Consider the following 21,754-nt stretch of genomic DNA (forward strand, 5'->3'; position numbering starts at 1 on the left):
TCCTCGTATATCCAACCATCCGGCCATTGTATCGTTTTTTGCACCGAGCCGCAGACAGAATTGTGGGATAATGCCGGTCCGTTTGTCGCAAGACCACCAACATTTCTCATGAAAAAATCGTCTATTCTGCTCGTGGCTGCCGCCGGATTTGGATTCAGCGCCTGCAGTACCATTCTGAATAATCTGCCGGGTGTTTATACGCTGGATATCGAACAAGGCAACATCATCGACCAAAGCATGGTGAACCAACTACGGCCGAATATGACCAAACGTCAGGTGCTGTACATCATGGGATCGCCGATGCTGACCGATGCCTTTCACGAGAGACGCTGGGATTATCTCTATTCGGAACAGCCCGGCGGCGAGAACCGGATGCAGAAACGGATTTCGTTATTTTTTGAAGGCGACAACCTGATCGGCGTGCAAGGCGACTTCCGCCCCAGTTCGCTGCCAGTGGTCAAGGAATCCACCGAAACCAGCGTCGACGTGCCGAAACGCGATCTGGACCGCTCAATGTGGGAAAAAATTACCGGCTTGTTCGGCGATGACCCCGACCCGTTGACCAAGCGGAGCATCACCAACGCCAAAGAAGCCACCTCCTCAGCCGAAAAAGGCAAGGAACTGGTCGAAGAAGGCGCTGAACAGAAATAAACCGCATCCCTACGCGGCTTACAACAAAAACGCTTCCGCAATCGCGACGAAATTGTCGGCAGCGGCGATCAAGGCCGGGGCGGTCAGGCTACGCACCCCGTAGACATCGCAGGCCACACCGAAATCGCGTCTCACTTTATTCAGCAAGATTTCGAAATCGCCGTCGCCGGACAACAGTACGACCCGATCGACCTGTCGGGCAAAATCCAGCACATCAACGGTAATGCCGACATCCCAATCGCCCTTGGTACTGCCGTCGCGACGCTGGATATAAGGCTTCAGCTTTACCGTAAAGCCTATGGTTTTCAGAATATTCTGAAAACTTTGTTGCTTGCTGTCGCCACGATCGATTGCATAAGCAAACGCCGCCACGACCTGTTTATCGTTAGTGGCATGGCGCCAAAATGCGGTGTAATTGAAATGCTTTTGGTAGCGCTCTCGCGTCGTGTAATAAATATTCTGCACATCGGCAAAAATCGCTACCCGCTCCATCGGCTTATTTCAAAAACGAGCAGCAATAGTCGCTGGCAGTTTTGACTTTCATGGTAAATGCCGCGTTGGCCGGCACATTGAACGACTCGCCGCCTTTCACCGCTTGCCAAACATCGCTGCCGGGCAGTTGCACGTCCAATTCGCCGGACAGAATCTCCATTAACTCGGGGTCGGCGGTATTGAACGTATATTCGCCGGGCTGCATGAAACCCAGGGTCTTTATGGAGCCATCGGCAAAGCGAATGGTGCGGCTGTTGACTTTGCCGTCGAAGTAAACGTTGGCTTGTTTAACGATAGTGACGTTATTGAACTCTGACATTGTCCTGACTGACTGGTTAAAAAAGGAGGGCAATCATAGCAGATCGCCCCATTTACGCAGAATAAAAAGCCTGGGGGCTCCGGGCTTGTCGAACTGGCTCAGCACCAGCTCGGTTTCGAATTGGCTCGGGTCGAGACTGCGCATCCATTCCGCCAACCGTTCGGTTTCAGCGTCGCCCCCGGCGTGTCCGGGATAGGCCAAAACGGTAATGATTCCGGATTTGGCGAGCAGCCGGCACGCAGCAGCCATTGCTTTAAGAGTAGAATCCGCCCGGGTAATGACGGCTTTGTCTCCACCAGGCAAATAACCCAGGTTAAACATGACCGCTGCCACGCTACCCATCACACTTTCGGGCAAGACTTCAAGCAGATCGGCGTGACTGACCAAATGCAAGGTTACCCGCCTTTGCAAGTCGTGAGCCAGCAACTTTTGGTAGCTACTGACCAGGGCTTGGCGCTGCACGTCGAAACCAAAAACATGGCCTGTGGGACCGACCGTTTCGGCCAAAAACAGCGTATCGTAGCCGTTGCCGAGTGTAGCATCGACAGCGATGCTACCCGGCCGCAAACAGGATTTGACGGCAAGCTGGGCCGCGTTAACCAGAGAAATGCGAGGCATAGTATCGTTTTATATCGCAAGTTGACGGCAACGGCGCACGCTGCTGCAGAAAATCGGCAAAACGTTGCGCGTACCAGGGGATCAATAAACTGCCCTTGGCCCCGAAGCCGTTGAAGATGTGTAGACAGGAATACTGCGGATGTCGGCCTATCAGCGGCTCCTTATCCAGCGTCGCCGGCCGAATCCCTGTTTGGTGGCGGATCACCCGAATTCCGGCCATATCCGGCACGACCGTCTGCAAATCTGCCAGCAAGGCTGTTTCTGACGCAGGCTCCGGATCCAGATTCAAATTTACCGGATCAAAGGTCGCTCCGGTTTTGAATGTATCAGGAGTCAGCGGCAGCAACCAATGCCCATAATTCAGGATTCGACTCGGCAAGGGCGTTTGACTGGTGCAACTCAGAATCACCCCTTTCGCCGGCTGAAACGGTAAAGAGCCGAACCAGGGGTTGGTGCGCGCCATATGACCCTCGCAGAATACGATGCACCTGGGCTTGAGGTCCTGCCAGCGCAAATCAGCCCCCAGACAAATATCGGCATAATCGAACTCAGTCTGCCGATACTCGCCGCGCGAGATCAACCAAGTCCGTAAAGTGTCAAGCAAGGCTTCGGTCATCAGATACCCGGTCTGCAGCTGGTGCAGCGTACCGAATGGCGACAAGATCTCGGGAATGCCGGGGACCAATGCTTGTAAGTATTCGGCATATTCGGTTTGCTGCAGACGGCGTTCGGCTTGTCGCTTTTGCGTCGAATCGGACAAAATTTTCCACATCGGCTTTTCGACGTAGAATTCGCTGCCGAAGACACGCCGCAAGCGGTCATAGCAGGCCTTGGCTGCCGGCAATAATTCAGCAACGTTAGATTGCAAGACCAGTCGCTTACCGCTAACCGGATTGATCAGACCCGCCGCGACCCGAGACGCATTGCATTGGCCGTCGTCGACCACACAGACGCGTAGCCCTCTGCTAGACAATTGCCAGGCCAACAGACTGCCGGCAAGCCCCTGCCCGACAATCAGAACATCGACGTCCATCAACTATTTGGCTTGCAACGCCTCGCCGTCGAATGCGATGCCAGCCCAGCCGTCGCGCATGAAATTTCGGATATTTTGGTGATCGCTGCCGCCCGGATTGCCTAGCACGTCTTTCCGGTAATAGTCGCCAAATAAGGCTAAAGTGTGTTGTTCGGACAGGCCATGTATCCTGGCAAACGCGAAAATTCGGCATGACCCCTCGTTCTGCCCAGCCTCGTTTATCAGGCAAGGCTCGAAACCGTTACTGAATCGGGTTGGCCTGTATTCGTAATGGTCGGCAATTACGACCATCGTTTCTTTAAAATCAATAGCTTGGTTATTTTTTAACTTTTCGAGAAAATCGCTCAGCGATATTGGACTATTCATAAAATTCCCATATTATTCGCTCTGTTACAGCCAAAACCGCACAAAACGACTCAATTAAAGGTTATAATTCAAATCGAGGCCTTGTTGCTCGGCACCGCCACTAGCAACAGTCAGGATTGTCTTATTATTGTTATATTCCGTACTTACCATCTGGGCAGCCTGCACAACCGATCGGTTCTTACGGATTTCAACCTCAATAACATCATAAAGGGATACATTTTGAAACAGATAATTACACTTTTATCTTTCTGCCTGTTTTTCCCGGTCGCTACGCTAGCCGAGCCCGATCCAATATCCCAGCCCCCGCAAGCGGAACCCAGCCAATTAACCCCGGCCCCTACGCAATCGCCGAGCCCGAGCGTCATCATCGAACAAACCAACTTCGCCTCCTATCAACTTTCGCCCGGCGATGCTTTGGAAATCACGGTTTGGAAGGAAGAAGGCCTACAACAGTTGCAGATTTTGATCTCCCCGGACGGCACGATCATTTTCCCACTGATCGGTACGGTCGGCGCGGCCGGCAAAACCATTACCGAGCTGAAAGATAATCTCACCACCCGGCTGTCAGATTACATCGCCGATCCGTCGGTCAGCGTTAAGTTGCTCAACAACCAAGGCAACTCCGTGTTCGTGATCGGCAAAGTCAACAAACCCGGCCAGGTATTTTCCGGCCGCCGCCTCGATGTGTTGCAAGCGCTAAGCTTGGCCGGCGGTTTAACGGTATTTGCCAAGGAAGGGTCAATCAGCATCATCCGCCGCACCGGCGACCAGGTTAAAGTCTATCCATTCGATTACGACGACGTAATTAGCGGAGAAGATTTGGAGCAGAATATTCTTCTGGAACCAGGGGATACGGTAACCGTACCCTAATTGGAACTAGATAGGCGTTACTATCTATGAAGATTAAAACGGATTTTTTGTTACCGGCGTTGGTTTTGTGTTCTGGTAACGGTTACGCGCTGGATTTCTTGTTTGAGCCCGATTTTAGCTTTAAAGAACGCTACGACGATAACTTGCGTTTACAACTCAACCCGAAGCGCACTAATTTCATCAGTACTTTTTCCCCTGGTTTTATGGCCGGTTATTTAGCTAATAACAACGAATTCAAGGCTAATTTTAAGTGGAATGAGTTAATTTACCATGGTGAGTCTGCATTAGACTTTTCTGAGAAAATTGGCAGTATTAGCCATCAATATCGAAGCGAATTGTTTAAAACTGATTTGGCAGCTAGCTATTCAGAGCAAGCATCTTTAACGACTCAGTTAGACGAAACGGGCTCTGGAGACCTTCAAACCCAAGTTGCACGAACATCAAAATCAATTTCTCCAAACTTAACTTACTTCCTGAGTGAAAAAAACTCTTTATTGTTTGGACTTAATTACACAGATGTGGCTTTTGACAGACCGGCAAACTTAACTACACCACTTGGCTTTTCGGATTATACAAACCAACAGTTTAGCGCAACAGCAATTCACACTTATTCAGAACAACTTTCTTTTAATATTTCTGGCAGTTACTCAGAATTCGAATCAGCAAGCAACGGCCCCGGTTTATTTTTCGGACTACCTGTCGATACGGCTTTCTCTCAAAAGTCAACCACACTTAACTATCAAGCCGGACTGCAATACGCTTTTAGCGAACAAACCCGATTTTCGTTATCAGCCGGGATGCGTGACACCGATACTGATAGCACCCAAACCACAAAGCTATTCGGGACTCAAACAATAATTAACAATTTTTCAAGGTCGAGTAAATCCAGTGGTCACGTGTTTTCGGCAAACTTAAGCCGAAGTGCGGAGTGGGGAAGTTTAAATTTTAACGCTGGACAACAGTTAAATCCTGCAAGCTCTGGAACCCAACAAACGTCCACTTCGTTCTCTGCAGGGGCCAACTATAACTTTAGCGAACGCTGGACAGCTGGTGTAAATGCAACTTATCTTTCTGTAGACTCAGTTTCTACCTTTCGTGACACTAATACGAGTAATAATAGAAGTGTACTCAGCTTTTCCCCCAATATCAAATGGCATTGGACCGAAGAAGTCAGTTTGGATTTTTCATACTCTTATCGACAACAACAATTTGAATCCAACAGCCAAACCGCCATCGGCAATAGCGTGCAATTTCAGTTCTCATACCAACCTCAAATCAATCGTCAGGTGAAATAGCGTGGAAAATCAAACCCTCGACATCAAGGATTATCTGAAGATCATTAAGCGGCGCAGAAAATTTTTGTATATCCCTTTCTTGCTGATTGCTCTTGTCAGTCTTTTATTGGCTGTCTTATTACCGTCAATTTTCCGCTCCACCGCCACCATCTTGATTGAAGCCCAGGAAATTCCATCGGAATTGGTTCGTTCCACGGTCACGACATTCGCCGACCAAAGAATTCAGGTCATAAGCCAGAGAATCATGACGCGACCAAATTTGAGTGAAATCATCAAAAAATACGATCTCTACGCCGACGACCGCAAGAAGAAAACAGAGGAGGTTATTCTGGAAAAAATGCGTAAAAGCATTAAGGTTGAAACTATTAGCGCTGATGTCGCAGATCATCGTAGCGGCGCAGCTGCGCAAGCCACGATTGCGTTTACGTTAACATTCGATGACAAGTCACCTGCTTTGGCTCAGAAGGTAGCCAACGAATTAACCTCATTATTTTTGAAAGAAAACATCAAATCCAGAACCGAATCAGCGGAAAATGCGGCACTATTTTTAAGTGAAGAATCCAAGCGCCTTAAAGCCAAAACCCAGGAAATTCAAAATAGTCTCGCTACTTTCAAGGAACGTAACCTAAATCAATTACCGCAAATCAGCGCACTGAACCAACAGGAATTGACCTCACTCAGCAACCAGCTTTTATCGCTAGACAGCCAAGAGCGTTCTTTAAATGATCGGCGATTTTATCTGGAAGGCGAATTGGCGCAGATCGACCCTAACGCGATGGCAAGCAATGCCGCAGGCAATCGCGTTTTCGACATGAAAGACCGACTCAAAGAATTGCAATCACAGTATCCATCGATACTATCCAGCCATTCACCGAACCATCCCGACGTAATAAAAATAAAACGCGAGATCGAGTCTTTACAAAAAGAAATTGGCTCAAATTCGGATATTAATGCCTTGAATGCAGAATTGACTGACAAAAAAGCCGAATTGACTTTACTTTTAAAACAATATTCGGATAAGCATCCCGACGTGCAAAAGTTGCAAAAACAGATTTCCGCTCTACAACAGAGCTTAGTCGATGCAAAACAGAGTGAATATACCAATACAACCTTGCAACCTGACAATCCTGCCTATATTACATTAAAATCCCAACTCGATTCAGTTAAAACCGAGATCGATTCACTGAATTACACCCGCGGTCAAATTAAGGCAAAAATGGAAGATTTACGCAACAGCTTGCGCCAAGCTCCATTGGTTGAAAAGGAATACACAGACTTGTTGCAGGAATTGGACAACACTAATATACGATATCGCGAAGTAAGTGCGCGGGAAATGGAGGCACAAATTTCGCAACAATTAGAAATGGAAAGAAAGGGCGAGCGCTTTACGTTAATCGATCCGCCGCAAGAGCCGTTGGAACCGGTTAGTCCGAACCGAATTGCGATACTTATTCTCGGTTTGTTAGTAGCGATCTGCTCTGGCTTCGGTGCGGTAGCGCTAGCCGAAATATTCGACCCAACCGTAAACGGCCCCAAAGCGGTTACGGCTATCTTGGGAATGGAACCACTAGCAGCGATCCCTTATTTGGAAAGCGAGACAGAAAATAGATCGCAAAGCACCAGGCGAAAATTAGTGCTAGTAGGCTGTGTCGCAAGTGGCTTGTTAGCTGCCATTATTTTCCATTTCATGATCATGCCGCTCGACGTATTCTGGTACAAACTGTTGCGTGTAATTGGCAATTAACAGGCCAAGGAAATTAGGAATGAACTCAATCCAAAATACTGTAGAAGCTAGTAGTGGTAACGTCCGCTTCGACGACAAAGTCAACATCGCCTATACCCAAACCCGGATCCATAAACCCGACCAGAGCCTGCTCAAGCAAAATCGGGTTCTTTGTGCCGATTCGCCAAGTAAGTGGCTTGAATCTTATCGGATGTTGCGGACCCGTTGCGTGCAGCAAATGGATGCGATGGAATGGAAAACGGTTGCCATCACCAGCACCAGCGGCGGCTCCGGCAACAGCTTAACCGCAGTCAATCTGGCGATCAGCGTAGCGATGGAGTTGGATAGGACGGCGTTATTGGTCGACGCCAATCTGCGTAATCCGAGCATAGACCGTTTATTCGGCATCAAAGCCGATTCCGGTCTCAGCGACTATTTGTTGAACGATAAGGAAATCAGCTCGATGCTGGTCAATCCCGGCGTGGAGCGGTTGGTGGTACTTCCCGCCGGCAAGCCGCTGTTCAATGCCACCGAGATGTTGCGCTCGCCGAAGATGGTCCGGCTGGTCAACGAATTGAAAAGCCGTTATCCGTCGCGGATTATCATTTTCGATATGCCGCCGATCCTGTCGCATGACGATACGTTGGGATTCTCGCCATACGTGGACAGCGTACTGTTGGTAGTGGAAGAAGGCCATACCAAAACCGACGAACTAAAAAACGCTGCATCTTTACTAAAAGACGCTAACGTTTTGGGTGCAGTGTTTAACAAGGCTACCGACAACAAAATCGGCTTCAACGAGGCGGCGTAACAGCCGTATTACCCCGCCGCAAAGCAGCAAATTGACCAACAGCTAAACAGCCGGACCTACCTGCGACTCAGGTAGGCCGGTTGTTTAGCTAGTCTATGAAGCAACTTGCTTGGCTTTATCCTGGTAACTGTCGATCTGGTCGAAGTTCAGGTAGCGGTAGGTATCGGCGCTGGATTGTTCGATTGCCGCTGCATACTGCATATACTCTGCCGCGCTCGGAATTTTTCCCAGCAACGAACAGACCGCTGCCAGTTCCGCCGACGATAAAAACACGTTGGTATTGTTGCCCAAACGGTTGGGGAAGTTTCGCGTCGACGTCGACACCACGGTCGCCCCGTCCGCCACCCGCGCCTGGTTACCCATACACAGCGAGCAGCCCGGCATTTCAGTACGGGCACCCACCTTACCGAACGTGCCGTAGTAGCCCTCTTCCACCAATTGGTTTTGATCCATTTTGGTTGGCGGCGCCACCCATAACCGGGTCGGCAGCGCGGCGGTTTTTTCCAACAACTTGCCGGCGGCGCGGAAATGGCCGATATTGGTCATGCAGGAACCGATAAACACCTCGTCGATTTTGGTGCCGGCCACTGCCGACAACGGCTTGATATCGTCCGGGTCGTTCGGGCAAGCCAAAAGCGGCTCGGTGATTTGGTTCATGTCGATTTCAATGATTTCGGCATATTCGGCGTCCTTGTCCGCTTCCATCAATACCGGCTTATCCAGCCAGTCCTGCATTGCTTTGATCCGGCGTTGGATGGTCCGGGCGTCGCCGTAACCTTCGGCAATCATCCATTTCAACAAGGTGATGTTGGAGTTCAGATATTCACGGATCGGCGCTTCGTTGAGTTTGATAGTGCAACCGCCAGCCGAACGTTCCGCCGACGCGTCGGAAATTTCGAAGGCTTGCTCGACTTTCAAATCCGGCAAACCTTCGATTTCCAGAATCCGCCCGGAAAACACGTTCTTTTTGCCTTGTTTGGCGACGGTCAGCAAGCCGCGCTGGATCGCCGCGTAGGGAATGGCGTTCACCAAGTCGCGCAAGGTAATGCCGGGTTGCATTTGGCCTTTGAAACGCACCAGTACCGATTCCGGCATATCCAGCGGCATGACGCCGGTCGCGGCGGCAAACGCTACCAGACCAGAGCCGGCCGGGAAGGAAATACCAATCGGAAAGCGAGTATGCGAGTCGCCGCCGGTACCGACGGTATCGGGCAACAGCATCCGGTTCAGCCATGAATGAATCACGCCGTCGCCGGGACGCAAGCTAACGCCACCACGGGTCATGATGAAATCCGGCAAGGTGTGCTGCATTTGCACGTCGACCGGTTTGGGATAAGCGGCGGTGTGGCAGAACGACTGCATCACTAAATCGGCCGAGAAGCCCAGGCAAGCCAGGTCTTTCAATTCGTCGCGGGTCATCGGTCCGGTGGTGTCTTGCGAGCCGACCGTGGTCATCTTCGGTTCGCAGTAACTGCCCGGCCGCACACCGGCCACGCCGCACGCCTTGCCGACGATTTTTTGCGCCAGCGTATAACCTTTGCCGGTATCGGCAGCGGCGCCCAAGCGGCGGAATACCGTTGAAGCCGGCAAGCCCAAAGCCTGTCTGGCTTTGTCGGTCAAACCGCGGCCGATAATCAACGGAATCCGGCCGCCGGCGCGGACTTCGTCGAGAATCACGTCGGTTTTCAGTTTAAATTCGCACACCACGTCGTCGGTGCCGTGGCGTTTGACGACGCCCTGATAGGGATAAATATCGATCACGTCGCCCATCGCCATGCCGGCCACATCGCATTCGATCGGCAACGCGCCGGAATCTTCCATGGTATTGAAGAAAATCGGCGCAATCTTGCCGCCGATGCAGACGCCGCCGGCGCGTTTATTGGGAATGTAGGGAATATCGTCGCCCATGAACCACAACACCGAGTTGGTGGCCGATTTGCGCGAAGAGCCGGTACCGACCACGTCGCCGACATAAGCCACCGGAAAACCCTTGGCTTTCAGTTCGGTAATTTGCTGCTCGGCATTGGTGATGCCATCGCGCGGCATTTTCAGCATCGCTTTGGCGTGCAACGGAATATCCGGCCGCGACCAAGCGTCCGGCGCCGGTGATAGATCGTCGGTGTTGGTTTCGCCGGTGACTTTGAACACAGTGACAGTCAATTTCTGCGGAACTTCCGGCCGGCTGGTAAACCATTCGGCGTCGGCCCAAGATTGCAGCACCTGTTTGGCGTAGACATTGCCGGCTGCCGCTTTTTCCTGGACGTCGTGGAAGGCGTCGAAGATCAGCAGAATTTGCGACAATGCCTTAGCGGCTATCGGCGCCAAGGTGGCATGATCCAACAGCTCGATCAGCGGAGCGACGTTGTATCCGCCCAGCATCGTGCCCAGCAACTCGGTGGCTTTTTCCGGCGTAATCAGCGGCGACGACGCTTCGCCTTTGGCGATTGCAGTCAGAAAGCCGGCTTTAACATAAGCCGCTTCATCGACGCCGGCCGGAATTCGGTTTTCCAGCAAATCGATTAAAAAATCTTCTTCGCCTGCCGGCGGGCTTTTCAACAGTTCGACCAGCGCCGCGACTTGCTCGGCGTCCAGCGGTTTGGGAACGATGCCTTCGGCAGCGCGTTCGGCAACGTGATTTCGGTATTGTTCTAGCATGATGGTTTCCGATGAAAAATATTAGGCGTGGGGCGTCCCTGCTTCGAGGGCGGTCTGCGCGACCGCTTGCTCGGCGATAAAGGTCCGCATGTCTTCGTTGTCGACGCGGGCATAAATGTCGGCGACACCGAGAATCAATCCGACTGATTCGAAAGGCACGTCGTCGCCGAGAAAATAGTGATTGGAAACCCAACCCTCACTACGGCGACAGACTTCGACATCGACGATGTCCTGTTCGATCAGCACGTATTCCTGCAAGCTGGGAATACTTTGGTAGACACGGCGTTTGACGGTTTCGTCGAGGCGGCGGGTGGATTTAGAAAGGACCTCGACGACCAGTACCGGGGCTTCGGTATAGTACTCGCTGGTATAATTTTGATCGCATACCACCATCGCGTCCGGATAAAACACGTGTCTATCGGTTTTAATCTTGACGTTGGAGCCAAAGGCTTCGCACGGTTTGTCCCGCAAGTAATTTCGCAATTCGGCAAACACATTACCGGCAATTCGCTCGTGGTTTAAGCTAGCTCCGGACATCGCATAGACCTGACCATCCAAATACTGGTGCTTGGTATCGCTTGCCAGCTCACCCGCCAAGTAATCTTCGATCGAAATCCAGGCTTGCTCGAATCTTGGTTGCGCACTCATAACCGCCTCCGCCTCAGATTAATCACTCCATCGCATCGACAATGGCCTGCCCCATTTCCTTGGTTCCGTATTGGCTGGCCGGATTCAAATCCGGCGTCACATAAACGCCGTCGTTGACGACTTTTTCAATGGCATTTTGCATCCGCACTGCCGCCTCGTGTTCGCCGAGATGGTTCAGCATCATCACGCCGGCCATCATCACCGCAGTCGGGTTGGCGATGTTTTTACCGGCGATGTCCGGTGCGCTGCCGTGCACCGCTTCGAACAAGGCCGCGTCCTCACCGATGTTGGCGCCGGGAATCAGCCCCAAGCCACCCACCAGACCGGCGGTCAGATCGGACAAAATGTCGCCAAACATGTTGGTGGTAACGACCACGTCGAATTGCTCCGGTTTCATCACCATGTGCATGCAGGCGGCATCGACGATTTTCTCGTCAAATTCGATATCCGGATATTTGGCGGCGACTTCGCGAGCGGTTTTCAGGAACAGGCCCTGAGTGTATTTCAGGATATTGGCCTTATGGCAAACCGTGACTTTTTTACGGCCGTTGTCGATCGCGTATTTGAAGGCGTAATCGACGATGCGCTCGGAACCGGCCTTGGTCACAACCGCCAAGCTTTCGGCAATATCCTTGGCTGGGGTTAAATAGTGTTCCAGACCGACGTACAAACCTTCGGTGTTCTCGCGGACGATGACAATGTCGACATCGTCGTAACGGGTTTTCACGCCGTTCCAGCTTTTGGCCGGACGCACGTTGGCATAAAGATCGTATTGCTTGCGCAGTTCCACGTTGATACTTCTGAAGCCCTCGCCGACCATCGTGGTCAACGGACCCTTGAACGCCACTCGGGTCTGGGCGATCGATTCCATCGTCGCATCGGGCAATGGCGTACCGGTCCGCTCGTAAGCCGACATGCCGGCGTCGGCTTCGTGCCAGTGGATTTTCGCACCGGAGGCGTTAATCACCGCGACTGCGGCTTCCATAATCGAAGGACCGATACCATCACCTTTGATCAACGTGACGTTGTGCATTCATATCTCCTGCTTTTGTTTAAAAATGGTGCTCATGATACACCGTTTCGGTGCGCCGGCCCATGTGGGCGGCGCGCCTGCCAGGGGCCGGCCACCCTGGGTTGCCGATGGAATCCCAGTACTTGGCCGTCCTCAATATCTTCTCCAAGCAAATCTTGTACCGACAATCATTTTGGCCTGCACACCGTTCCGGCCCAGCTTTTCGCCGAAATTATCGGTATTATCCGGTTTAACTCCACCGCAAGGTCTTGCCGATGATTACCGTCGATGATCTGATTTTCGAATATCCCGGCGTGCGCGCGTTGGACCGGGCAAGTTTTACCGTCCCGCAAGGCCGAATCACCGCATTAGTCGGTCCGAACGGTGCCGGCAAGACCACCCTACTACGCTGTATGGCGGCGTTGGAGCAACCCGTCAGCGGCGGCATTGAAATCGGCGGGATCGACGTACTGGAACACCCGCGCGCTTGCCATCGTATCATCGGCTACTTATCCGACTTTTTCGGCCTCTACCAACGCCTGACTGTGCGGCAATGCCTGCACTACGTCACTCGGGCCCAGGGCATCGCCGCAGTCGATTGCGTTGCAGCAATCGCCGATGTGGCGAAGGGCCTGCAAATCGAAGATCGGCTGGACCAGTACCCCGGCGCATTATCGCGCGGCCTGCGGCAGCGGGTGGCCATCGCCCAGGCCATCATCCACAAACCCGCCGTGGTGCTGTTGGACGAACCGGCCTCCGGCCTGGATCCGGAAGCTCGCCATCAACTGGCCGAGCTGTTTCTGCAGTTGCAGCGCCAGGGCATGACCTTGATGGTGTCGTCACACATCCTGGCCGAACTCGAGGCATACAGCACCGACATGCTGGTACTACGCCAGGGCCGCATCGTCGAGCATGCCGTGATCAACGCGCCGACGCTACGCAAACCGTTCCGCCTGGTATTAGCTGGCGCATACCCGCAATTGACCGAGACCTTGCAAAAACTGCAGGGAGTGGAGCTGGTACGCACCGATCAGGACCGCATGGCGATCGTCAATCTGGAAAACGACGGCGACCGCCAACATCAGGTGCTGAAAGCATTGCTCGATACCGGCATGCCGGTGTGCGAATTCGGCCCTGCTACGGTCAATCTGCAAGACGCCTATCTGCAAACCCTGCATAAACAGCCATGACCACCAATCCCGAATTCGAACGCCAATTGCTGCTGGAATGCCCGCCGGCCCGCCTCAGCTCGGCCACTGCGGTGCTCGGCACCGTTTTCGCGTTTTGCTATTTTCTGGACGACTACCGCTTCGGCTCGATCAGCAGCGCAGCCGCGCTGGGCCTGTTCTGGCTGATTACCTTGCTGTGGGGCGCTCGCCAAAGCCTGGACAGCATCGTCGACGAATACCGCGACCGCACCTGGGACACGCAACGCTTATCGGCGTTGGGCCCTTGGCAAATGGCCTGGGGCAAATTGTTGGGCAGCACCAGCATGGTCTGGTACTGCGCCAGTTTTTGCCTGTTGGTGTACACCTTGTCGGCCGGCCAGAGTACCGACCTGCCCCGCTTTTACTTTTATGCCATCGCCGGCGGCTTGTTGGTGCAAAGTGCGGCGTTGTTATTGGGATTATTGGCGGTTGGGCGCGGCCAAACCAAAACCGGCTCGATTCTGCTGCCGGCGCTGATCGGCTTTGCCGTGGTCGCACCGCAACTCGGCGACTTATCGGAAATCGCCGGCCTGGGTTCCGCCGGATTTCGCTGGCAACTGTGGTACGGCTGGCAATTTGCGCAACAGGATTTCCGCCAATTCAGCCTGTTCTGCGCCGTGTGCTGGTGCATGGTCGCCAATTACCGGCTGCTGGCGCAAGCCTTAGGACTACGCAAGCCGCCAACGGCCTGGCTCGGCTTCATCGTATTTTTGGTGGTTTATCTGGGCGGAGTGATACCGTCTGGCAATTTTGGCTTGGCGATGGCCGGATTCGGCGTTTGCGGCGGCTTGACGTACCTAAGCGTTGTCGCCGAACCCCAGCAACCGATGCAGATCAAGCGCTTGCTGGAGTATTACCGGCAACGCAACTGGCGCCGGGTAATGGAAGAGTTCCCGCTAAGCTGGCTGAGCTTCGCGCTGGCCGTACCGTTTGCGCTATACCTCAGTGCCAATCGAGCCCATATCGCCTGGTTCGAGTTATCCTTGCACAGCTACCCGTTGGCAGCACTATTGCTGATCTTGCGCGACTGCGCGATTTACGTTTACCTCTGCTACGGCAAAAACCCGCAACGGGCATTTAATTTAAGTTTGCTGGCAGCGGTGTTGCTATACGGTGTGCTGCCCGGCCTGTTCAGCGCCCTGGGCATGAGTGGCCTGTCGGCGTTATTTTTTCCGCTCTGCGCAGATTCCGCATTGGCTGCCCTGCTCTATGCCGCTATGCAAAGCGCCGTTGTCTTGCGTTTGGCTTATCAGCGTTGGCGGCAAACCGTCTGATAAATAGAACCGTTTGGACCGTTAGAAATTACCTTGCCTAATTCTGGATTAGCCGGGAGAATGCAGACCGAGCCATAACAACAAAGCCACGCCGCCAGCGCTTGCGCGACTCCGTCATCCGCAGTTGCCGGCACCGCACAAGGAATCGGTAACATGCTCAGTTCCAGGCCGTTCATCGCACATTTTTCGGTAAAATCCTTTCTCCGACCGCCGGCCGCACCGGCCGCTATTTCCTTTAATCTCAAGGAATTGTACGCCGCGCTTACACCCCGCCGGCTATTCGCCATTCCGCAATTCGATGCCGACACCGAACAGGAGTTTTGGCGAGAACGTTACCGGGTACTGCTGTCCCCGCTGAAATGGGCGCTGGCCCTGGGCGCTTGCGCTTTTCTAGCCTATATCCTGCTCGATCTGCACACCGGAACCGCATCGACAGCCAACGCCTGCATGCGCCTGCCGATCGTGCTGCTGCTATTCGGCCTGTTCCACTATTTGCAACACTGTCCAAACGCAGCAGACAAAATCAACGGTGTCGCCAAACTGAGCGCCGGTTTGTCTGCAATCCAGCTGATCGCCGTGCTGTTGATCGAGGACAACCCGCGTTACTACCAGGAAACCTGGCCGGCGCTGCTGCCAATGTATTTTTTCAGTTACGGCCAGATGTTCATGTCGTTGCGGGCGACGATAGGTTTTGGCTGGAGCACGACGTTGGCGATGCCGCTGGCCGGCTACTGGTTGGGTTTGAGCATCGTCGATTTGATTCCGTCGATATTAAACCTGTTTATCGTCAACCTGTTCGGCGTCTGCACCCGCTGCCAACTGGAAGCTTACGCCCGCAATTCGTTTCGGGAAAAACGCAAAGTCGAAATCATCGCCGAACGCAAAAGCTGCTTCCTGCGCCAGCTCAGCCACAACCTGCGACAACCGTTGCAGGCCTTGAACTGTTACGCATCGGTCCTGGAAACGGCCTGCGCCGAACCGGCCGGCCAGCATTTGCAAGCAATCGCCGGTCGCATGGGCTTTGCCATCGACGAACTCAGCCGGGCCATCAACCACATCCTGGACATCGGCAACCTGGAAAACGGCACTCAGCGGCCATTGTTGGCTCATGTCGACATCAACCTGCTGCTGGCCGGGCTGGAAAACCAATTCGCCCCGCAAGCCGCCAAGCGCGATCTGAAATTGATCGTGCATCTGCGGCAAAGCCCGCCGTTCAATGTCTACAGCGATCCCAGCATTTTGAGCCAAATCATCGGCAACCTGCTGGATAACGCCATCAAATACACCCAAAGCGGCTGGATCGTCGTGTCAGCGGTCAAAATCGGCCCGGACCGGTTGAAGCTGCACGTTCGCGACAGCGGGCCCGGCATCGCCGCTGAGGTGCAAGGCGAGATTTTCAAGGAATTCGTCCGTGGCCAGCGCCGCACATCAGACCAGACGGTTCCCGGTTTAGGCATCGGCCTGGCCTATGTCGCCACCGCCATTCAACATCTACCCGAACATCGGCTGGAATTGTGTTCCCGCCCCCAACACGGTAGCGACTTTCGTATCGACCTACCAATCTCCCACTCGGCTGAAGCCTCAGGCAATTCGCCGACGCAAACCGGGGACTTGGCCGGCCGTTATATTTTAGCGGTGGACGACGACGCCGAAATGCTGGCAGCGCTGAGCTGCCAACTCCGGGCTTGGGGCTGCGAGGTGCAAACCGCCACGTCACTGGCCGAAACCCGATTGGCATTGGCCGACAATCTTTTGGTTCCGGATCTATTGATTACCGACTTTTACCTTGGCAACCAACAAACCGCACACGACATCGTCGCCGCGGTCCACGCCGACTGCGGCCCGCTACCGATTCTGGTGCTATCCGCGGCCGGCATCAGCGACCAGGACAAAGCCAAATGGCCTGCCAACACCTGTCTGCTGCGTAAACCGGCAAGGTCGGACGTGTTGATGGGGATGATGGTTAAGGCGCTGGAGCGAGAAAAAAAATAATTCGCCAACTACAGTAACGAGATATTAATCCGGTTTAATCGGGTTGGTAATGATCAAGCATCAGACCGTTGATCTGGGAAAAGTGTTTGACGTTGCTGGTGCATAACAGCTCCTTGCGCGCCATAGCGGTAGCAGCAATCAAGGCGTCGCCCATTTCCATACTGTGACTCAGCGCAAATTGGCGAACCAGTTGTCTGGCGTGATACGAAATCCCATGATCGACTTCATGAATGTTGAATTGTAGGGCTTGCAGCATATTTTCGAAGATCGCCAATTCCTTTTTGTTTCGACAAAACGGCACATACTCCATGTAGGTGACTGCGGAAATGGACCGTTGCTGAGTATCAAGAATCAACTGTTTGGCTGAGACGACGCCACGGTCGACATAGATCAAAATATTGGTATCAAAGATCACTCAGCCGACTCCGGCGACCTCTACGGATATTACGCAATTCATCTTCCACGGTCACGATACTGGCATCACGATGCATACCAAAAAACTCATTCATTGCCGCTTCTTGCTCCTCCGAGTTAACAGTGGGCACGGCAGGATGAACGACGCCAACTACTTGGCCATGATACGTAATCTCGACACACTCCCCGCGTTTAAGGGCATCGATCAGAGCTTTGTGTTTCGATTGAAGTTGGGATGCTGTGAGCTGCATGACAGGAACAAATAATTACTTTAGATTAAATATTTTACCATTGTGGAGGGACAAAACAATGTCCATGCAATCCTCAAGGTGCCGCCTCCGGCAAACCAAACACAATCCCCTGCTCGAATAACTTCACTAGCAACTCGGTGCGCCGCGACACGCCGAACTTCTGGAAAATCGGCCGCAGATGATTTCTCACGGTCTGTTCCTGAATATGCAATTTATTGGCGATGGACTTATTGGTATATCCGCAGGCAATCCAACGCAGAATCTCGAACTCGCGCGGCGTCAAGCCCAAGTTGGCTGGGTTGCTGACCCGCCGAATACCGGCTTCCGCCTCGGCATTGCTAACCTGTAAAGAAGCTTTACCGGCAATCGTCGCCGGCAAATACACCTTGCCGGACAACACGTCGCGTAAGGCCTCGACAAAAGCTTGCCGCGAAACGGTTTTCACGACAAAACCCATCGCCCCGAACTTCAAAGCCTGAAACACTATTTCTCTGTCTTCCACCCCGGAAAACATCACGACGCACAAATCCGGAAATTCTTGTTTTAGTTCGGCCAAACCCTCCAGACCCACGCGATCCGGTAACTGCAAATCCAGTAAAACCAAATTCAAGGCTTGCTCGCGGGCAATGACCAAGCCGGCGGCAAAGCTCTCCGCCTCGAATACCTGCACATCCGGGTAGATCTGTTTCAACAAACACGCCACGCCTTCGCGAGCGCAGAAGTGGTCGTCGATCAGCAAAATATTCATCCATCACCCTCTTGGCGTACCCGATTAAGCGATTGTAACTCCAGAAGGTAAGGATTCTACCCAGTACGTTTGTACTGGCACGAAAAACGATTGGATTAAGTAATTTCTTTGGTTGAGAATTGTTAAAAACCGAAATATTAAATCCTACTCACTGCCACTTCAAAATATAAACTGGGAGAGTATCAATGAACCGCCTAATCACTTGGACAATTAGTTTGACTTTATTTCAAGGATTAACAGGGTGTACTCCTAGCACTGGAACATTCGGTTTGGGTACGCCAACAATATTACCAGCGGAACTCTCCAAGAAAAGTCTGGATGAATATGCCAGTTATATGCAGACACGGATGAGTGTCAAGACAAAAGACACCGATATAGAAGATTTGGACCCGTTAAAGACGAATCGTGTGTCAAAAATTGAATACGCTCAGGCCGTTAAAGGCTCTGTATCCGCCTCACCAAATGCAACGTCGCCGATAAGCACATCAGGGAATAATGAGGAGATTTTGCCGAAAGCAAATGAAGTTTCGATAATCACTAGTAATGACAAACCGAACGGCCTTCTAATGGATAAAATCAGCACGTTAGAAGCTTTCGCTGCTCACAAACAACGCATGAAAGACTTAAGCTTTCTATACAAAGACAATCAAAAACAATTATATAAGATTGGCTTTACTCTTTGGATTGAACCTGAACGCCAAAATTATTGGGAATATATATGGCGCTGGGCTGATTTATACAACGGCTTTAGGAATTATACAAAAGATTATCATGCAGATATTAAATTTAGACTATGTAAAGATGAGAAATGTATTCAGCCTTTGGATAATTCTCAAGTAGTCCGTCTCGAACCAGAGCACGAAGGCGATATAGCAGATAGTTATTACGCCTCAATGAACCAATCCCAATTTGGACTTACCGGAACATGGACGGAAATCGCAGCTAATCTTGATTATGCGGAACGATTACGTCAAGCAGATGTTGAGCAGCGTAAACACCCAATTCTAAGAGGGATAATTGAAACAAAAAGCGAAAATGATACATGTGCTAAAGATTCAGGAATTCCTCTATGGAGTAAATGCAAGCGCGATGCCGACTTCCATTTCATAATTTCACCTCGACAACACGTAGAAGAGCGCACATTTTATATCCCAATCTTTATGAATCCTTATACAAACACACAACGCTTGGAGTCAGTGCCTTATCACGTGTCGGCGTATATTGAAACCCCAATTAAAGACAAGCTATACCTAGAGACGACCGCTTGTTATAAAGAATATGGTAAACCAGAGAGAAATTGCTCTAACAACTATATCCTTGATAACTCTGATTCAGAAAACTCGATGAAGATTATCGTCCCTATTTCTTTACCCAGAGATAGCTCTCAACCCGTAGTTGAAAAAGTGAAAATACCCGCTTCTGATCAGGCAATGAATATTGTTGAAAAAACAAAAATTGTTGAGACTAAAACCATTGAGAAGTTAAAACAAAAAAACGGCTCAACCACAAAAACAACAACAGAAACAACCAAAAGCAGCAAGTAGATTATATAAAAATAATATCTATCAATAAATTCAAATATCAAAAATAACGTTTACGGCTTGTTAAATACAGAATATGCAACCCTTAAAGTTTATATTCAAATGGTTATTGAAAAAATGACAAATAAAAGCCTTATTCTGACATTAATATTGGCAATAAACCTAGGAGGGTGTAGCTTAGCTCCAAAAAAGCTCAAAGTGCCAAACGAGCACGTCTTGATGTTCGACGAAGATGGAAAACCTCTGAATCCGCATGGAAATATCCCATTAATAAATACCGATTCGCTGGCAAATTCGCCGGAGAGCTGGCATGCTGATTTGGGGAAATACCGAAATCTAAGTTATGAACAGTTTGACGCCTATACTGACATAATAATCGATAACATTTTTAAGCAAGAATCTAGAAAAAAAATCCTGATTTTTATTCATGGTGGATTAAACACCCAAATGGACAGTTTGGCTAGACTTGCAGAAGACCCGAGAAACGGAGAAATATGCGATGATTCAAAAAACGATAAGGTTGCTTGCAAATCCAGAAACAAAATGATTCTTGAAGATAACAAATATTATCCTATTTTTGTAAATTGGCGATCATCTCTCATCAACAGCTATTCCGACGGACTATTCTCCATCCGTCAAGGAAAGAGTGCAGGCATTTGGGGTTACGTTACCGCTCCTTTTATTTTTGCATCCGACTTGACAAAAAGTGCTCTACGATGGCCAAATGTAATTGGAAGCTTGATATACAACGACGCTCAAACCGCTCCTGCTCTAAAAGACCCGCAAGATTATCCCGCAACAATTGCGAAAGAGACTTTGTGTAAAAAATACCAATATCCTTACAGAAACAAAGACAATCAACTCTGGGATCAAGAAGATTGCCTGAGCAATCTATCATTTTCTGAAGCACCTGATTTATTAAGACTTAAATTCAAGAAAACAAGTGGAAACAATACCAGAAACAAAATCATTAAGAAAGAAGAAAACTCAAAATCATTCGACATATATATAGGTGAAGATGAACGCCAAGCAGCCGAACTAGTCACTAACTTCGGTAGATATATAATTTCCTTCCCTGGAAAAATATTGACAACCCCAATCATCGATACATTTGGAGGAATGTCCTGGGATTTAATGCTGAGACATATAGACATGCTTTTTAACAGCGAGGAGGAACTAACTAAATCGGAGCTTACAAACACTGCCGCATCGAAACAAAAATTACTCGACATCCCAAAGCATGGCGGTCTTAGTCTATTTTTAAAAAAGCTTGCTGACAAACTACGCGAAGAAAACGATAAGGAAAGAGAAATAGTTTTAGTTGGCCATAGCATGGGAACGATTGTGGCAAACGAATTGATTCGCAACTTTGGTGAAGACCTTCCTATTTCAAAACTGGTTTATGTTGCTGGCGCAGCAACTGTACACGATTATGAAACGAAAATTTTTCCGTGGCTATCCAGGGATCATAACCGCCATATCTATCATTTCCAGTTACATCCTCGAGCTGAGGAAAGTGAGAAAATGGCGTTTGATATTCCCGCTCGTGGTTCGTTATTGGTCTGGATCGATAACTTTTTAGATAAGCCGTTGTCGCCTAAACAACGAACTGTCGGTCGCTATGATAATTTGCTGCCTAGCTTGCATAACACTCATTATTCTCTTCGTGATCAGATTTCTTTGAAAGTATATAGTGCTGGATCAGATGTAGAACATGCCAACCCACAAACACACAGCGACATGGCAAGCCGCTTTAAATTTTGGGATGACGAATGCTGGAACCCAAATAGTGAAAAACCTGATTGTGTTTTTCCCAACCAATGACTTTGAGCT

At 50.7% G+C, this 21,754-nt stretch carries 20 protein-coding genes; 10 read left to right on the forward strand and 10 right to left on the reverse strand.

The genetic code is table 11. The features are described from left to right. Positions 1-108: 108 nt before the first annotated feature. Entirely contained in the window at positions 109-651 is a 543-nt protein-coding gene (locus AC0IM9_RS08790) for an outer membrane protein assembly factor BamE (RefSeq protein ID WP_482803742.1), read from the forward strand. An 18-nt stretch (positions 652-669) separates the two neighbouring features. Here the strand turns inward: AC0IM9_RS08790 and AC0IM9_RS08795 are convergent, their stop codons facing one another. From AC0IM9_RS08795 to AC0IM9_RS08815, 5 genes are read right to left on the reverse strand one after another with little or no spacing between them, the layout of a single operon-like run. Continuing rightward, positions 670-1,143, reverse strand: coding sequence for a LabA-like NYN domain-containing protein (locus tag AC0IM9_RS08795; RefSeq protein ID WP_482803743.1), 474 nt, complete (start codon positions 1,141-1,143; stop codon positions 670-672). Between the two features lie 4 nt (positions 1,144-1,147). Beyond that, a complete protein-coding gene (ppnP, locus tag AC0IM9_RS08800) occupies positions 1,148-1,462 on the reverse strand; it encodes a pyrimidine/purine nucleoside phosphorylase (protein ID WP_482803744.1) in 315 nt (104 codons plus the stop codon). A gap of 33 nt (positions 1,463-1,495) precedes the next feature. After that, the gene (gene mnmM / locus AC0IM9_RS08805) at positions 1,496-2,080 is read right to left on the reverse strand and encodes a tRNA 5-(aminomethyl)-2-thiouridylate-methyltransferase MnmM (protein WP_482803745.1); all 585 of its coding nucleotides are present in this window, start codon (positions 2,078-2,080) and stop codon (positions 1,496-1,498) included. Beyond that, the gene (locus AC0IM9_RS08810) at positions 2,058-3,113 is read right to left on the reverse strand and encodes an NAD(P)/FAD-dependent oxidoreductase (protein WP_482803746.1); all 1,056 of its coding nucleotides are present in this window, start codon (positions 3,111-3,113) and stop codon (positions 2,058-2,060) included. Before AC0IM9_RS08810 ends, mnmM begins: the two co-directional genes overlap by 23 nt. Before the next feature lie 3 nt (positions 3,114-3,116). Next, a complete protein-coding gene (locus tag AC0IM9_RS08815; protein WP_482803747.1) occupies positions 3,117-3,479 on the reverse strand; it encodes a HopJ type III effector protein in 363 nt (120 codons plus the stop codon). A 219-nt stretch (positions 3,480-3,698) separates the two neighbouring features. Between AC0IM9_RS08815 and AC0IM9_RS08820 the strand changes: the two genes are divergently transcribed. The 4 genes from AC0IM9_RS08820 to AC0IM9_RS08835 are packed head-to-tail and all read left to right on the forward strand — an operon-like array spanning position 3,699 to position 8,178. Continuing rightward, on the forward strand, positions 3,699-4,349 hold the full coding sequence (locus AC0IM9_RS08820; protein WP_482803748.1) for a polysaccharide biosynthesis/export family protein: 651 nt from the start codon (positions 3,699-3,701) through the stop codon (positions 4,347-4,349). A 26-nt stretch (positions 4,350-4,375) separates the two neighbouring features. Continuing rightward, positions 4,376-5,644, forward strand: a complete 1,269-nt coding sequence (locus tag AC0IM9_RS08825) for a hypothetical protein (RefSeq protein WP_482803749.1) — start codon at positions 4,376-4,378, stop codon at positions 5,642-5,644. Between the two features lies 1 nt (position 5,645). Further along, entirely contained in the window at positions 5,646-7,388 is a 1,743-nt protein-coding gene (locus AC0IM9_RS08830; protein ID WP_482803750.1) for a lipopolysaccharide biosynthesis protein, read from the forward strand. A gap of 19 nt (positions 7,389-7,407) precedes the next feature. Beyond that, on the forward strand, positions 7,408-8,178 hold the full coding sequence (locus AC0IM9_RS08835; RefSeq protein ID WP_482803751.1) for a CpsD/CapB family tyrosine-protein kinase: 771 nt from the start codon (positions 7,408-7,410) through the stop codon (positions 8,176-8,178). A gap of 93 nt (positions 8,179-8,271) precedes the next feature. Here the strand turns inward: AC0IM9_RS08835 and acnB are convergent, their stop codons facing one another. Genes acnB through AC0IM9_RS08850 form a run of 3 tightly spaced genes read right to left on the reverse strand, consistent with a single transcriptional unit; the run spans position 8,272 to position 12,514 of the window. Beyond that, complete coding sequence (acnB, locus tag AC0IM9_RS08840; RefSeq protein WP_482803752.1) at positions 8,272-10,833, reverse strand: bifunctional aconitate hydratase 2/2-methylisocitrate dehydratase; 2,562 nt, start codon at positions 10,831-10,833, stop codon at positions 8,272-8,274. Between the two features lie 21 nt (positions 10,834-10,854). Further along, the gene (locus tag AC0IM9_RS08845) at positions 10,855-11,481 is read right to left on the reverse strand and encodes a Uma2 family endonuclease (protein ID WP_482803753.1); all 627 of its coding nucleotides are present in this window, start codon (positions 11,479-11,481) and stop codon (positions 10,855-10,857) included. A gap of 22 nt (positions 11,482-11,503) precedes the next feature. Continuing rightward, a complete protein-coding gene (locus AC0IM9_RS08850; protein WP_140912895.1) occupies positions 11,504-12,514 on the reverse strand; it encodes an isocitrate/isopropylmalate dehydrogenase family protein in 1,011 nt (336 codons plus the stop codon). 254 nt (positions 12,515-12,768) lie between these two features. On the opposite strand from AC0IM9_RS08850, the gene AC0IM9_RS08855 reads away from it, so the two are divergent. The 3 genes from AC0IM9_RS08855 to AC0IM9_RS08865 all read left to right on the forward strand — a co-directional run bounded on the left by AC0IM9_RS08855 (position 12,769) and on the right by AC0IM9_RS08865 (position 16,967). Beyond that, positions 12,769-13,683, forward strand: coding sequence for an ABC transporter ATP-binding protein (locus AC0IM9_RS08855; RefSeq protein ID WP_482803754.1), 915 nt, complete (start codon positions 12,769-12,771; stop codon positions 13,681-13,683). Continuing rightward, entirely contained in the window at positions 13,680-14,975 is a 1,296-nt protein-coding gene (locus AC0IM9_RS08860) for a hypothetical protein (protein WP_482803755.1), read from the forward strand. Before AC0IM9_RS08855 ends, AC0IM9_RS08860 begins: the two co-directional genes overlap by 4 nt. 153 nt (positions 14,976-15,128) lie before the next feature. Next, positions 15,129-16,967 carry an ATP-binding response regulator gene (locus tag AC0IM9_RS08865; RefSeq protein ID WP_482803756.1) on the forward strand — a complete coding sequence of 613 codons (1,839 nt, stop codon included), beginning with the start codon at positions 15,129-15,131 and terminating at the stop codon, positions 16,965-16,967. A gap of 34 nt (positions 16,968-17,001) precedes the next feature. On the opposite strand, the gene AC0IM9_RS08870 is transcribed toward AC0IM9_RS08865, so the two are convergent. After that, the gene (locus AC0IM9_RS08870) at positions 17,002-17,382 is read right to left on the reverse strand and encodes a type II toxin-antitoxin system VapC family toxin (RefSeq protein ID WP_482803757.1); all 381 of its coding nucleotides are present in this window, start codon (positions 17,380-17,382) and stop codon (positions 17,002-17,004) included. A gap of 323 nt (positions 17,383-17,705) precedes the next feature. Continuing rightward, positions 17,706-18,380 (reverse strand): response regulator, encoded by a 675-nt coding sequence (locus AC0IM9_RS08875; protein WP_140912889.1) that lies wholly within the window; start codon positions 18,378-18,380, stop codon positions 17,706-17,708. Positions 18,381-18,565: 185 nt separating this feature from the next. On the opposite strand from AC0IM9_RS08875, the gene AC0IM9_RS08880 reads away from it, so the two are divergent. Both AC0IM9_RS08880 and AC0IM9_RS08885 read left to right on the forward strand, forming a co-directional pair. Continuing rightward, the gene (locus AC0IM9_RS08880) at positions 18,566-19,924 is read left to right on the forward strand and encodes a hypothetical protein (RefSeq protein ID WP_482803758.1); all 1,359 of its coding nucleotides are present in this window, start codon (positions 18,566-18,568) and stop codon (positions 19,922-19,924) included. A gap of 57 nt (positions 19,925-19,981) precedes the next feature. Next, complete coding sequence (locus AC0IM9_RS08885) at positions 19,982-21,745, forward strand: hypothetical protein (RefSeq protein ID WP_482803759.1); 1,764 nt, start codon at positions 19,982-19,984, stop codon at positions 21,743-21,745. The last annotated feature ends 9 nt before the right edge of the window (positions 21,746-21,754 follow it).

It is taken from the genome of Methylomonas sp. Uni0011 (genome assembly GCF_056850255.1).